Genomic DNA, 1667 nt, shown 5'->3' with positions numbered 1-1667 from the left:
TAGCGTGAAAACAATTCAATTACACAACTGAAGGAGTAAGCCTAAAAAAGGACATACTTATCCCTTGGTTTAAAAAATTGATTTTTTAAGCAGATTGTAATGATATTGCTAAAATGTCCGAGGCTTGAATGATACCCTGTGTGACCAACAATTTAATAGCCCGTTTCAAAGCCTTTTCTTTCTGCTTGTCGCGGAGTTCCTGCGGCATATCGACTTGATAGAGGTCACATGGATTGAAAATCTCGCCAGTAGAAAGCATGTGGTAAATGGCGGTGAGAATCATCCTTGCGATAGCGATAATGGCTCGTTTCTTTCCTCTTCTTTTGACGATACGCTCATACTTGATTCTGTAGTAAGGGTTATCTTTCGATTTAACAGCAGCGTGAGCGATCTGTACAAGAGCAGGTTTGAGGTAAACACCGGCTCTTGTGATGCGAACAGACTTTTTCTTACCTGCAGATTCATTGTTGCCTGGCGTCAGACCCGCCCAGCAGCAGAGCCGCTTTGAAGATGAGAAATGAGACATATCGGTACCAATCTCGGAGATGACCGTGATGGCAGAAGTGCGGTCAACTCCGGGAATGGTACAAAGAAGCCGAATGGCGCTCTCATAAGGAGCGGCAAGCACATTCAACATTTCGTCCAGTCTCTTGATAGAGTTTTCGACAAACTCTAAATGGTTCTGAATCATCAAGGCACGGTATTTTTGCTCGGGGGTCATTTGGAATCCCTCGATAGACTGGATTACGGCATCAGCCTTCTTTTTGATAGAACCTTTGAGCAGGCTGATACAGTGCTGAGGGTCAAAGGAATCGGATCTTATAAGGTAGTCAGTGATGGAAGCGGCGGATTTGCCAAACATGTCGGAAACGACAGCATCAAGGGCTACATTGCAGACGGTAAAAACATTTTGGAATCGATTCTTTTCGCTGGATTTGCAGGAAACAAGCTTAAACCGATAACGGGTGTACTCCCGCAGTATTCGGATCGGTTTGCTGGGGATAAAACTTCCGGGAACAAGGCCGAGGCGAAACAGGTCGCCGATCCATTTAGAATCTTTCTTATCATTTTTGTTGCCTTTTACTGCCTTGACCCATTTGGGATTGGCAATGGTGACGTTGATGGAATCCTCAAGCAAATTGAATACTGGCACCCAATATTTGCCGGTAGACTCCATGCAGACATCAAGGCAATTGTTGTCAAGCAACCATTGCTTAAACTTCAGGATGGAATTGTTAAAGGTGGAAAATCGCTTCTTCTGGTAGCGGGGCATAATTCCCTCAGAAGTAATAATTGTGGCGACGAGAAATTTCTTATGGACATCGACGCCGCAGCAGATGGGATAAACGACTTTCAAGCTACTGCCTCCTCGCAAGTAAAATGATGAGGAGAAGACAGTGACTGAACCGCCACACATTCAACGAAGAGTTAAAACAATGATTAGCGTACGGTCTCGGAGAACCACTTATTTGTGCTTGAAAGGCGGTCCTTACACTGGTTTTTATACTGTTTTAAGTCTAAGAAGAGCAGTATACTACTCGCCTCACCGTGCTTTGTAGTGTGTCTTCTCCTCAGACAAATTGTACAGCAACCAGGGGGGGGTGCGCACCCGTTTTCATTACTATTTGTGTCGCCCGCACCGGCGGCGCGAGATGGAGGTTTTTATG

At 45.1% G+C, this 1667-nt stretch carries 1 protein-coding gene; it reads right to left on the bottom strand.

Annotated features, from left to right (window positions below; all coding sequences use genetic code 11):
- Positions 1-85: 85 nt before the first annotated feature.
- Positions 86-1357, bottom strand: coding sequence for an IS110 family RNA-guided transposase (locus Pmgp_RS19205; protein ID WP_134216285.1), 1272 nt, complete (start codon positions 1355-1357; stop codon positions 86-88).
- Positions 1358-1667: the final 310 nt, after the last annotated feature.

The sequence above is a fragment of the Pelotomaculum propionicicum genome (genome assembly GCF_004369225.1).
Lineage (GTDB): Bacteria > Bacillota > Desulfotomaculia > Desulfotomaculales > Pelotomaculaceae > Pelotomaculum_B > Pelotomaculum_B propionicicum.
The sequence above is the reverse complement of the archived record's forward strand: the minus strand, read 5'-3'. Positions and strand labels throughout refer to the sequence as shown.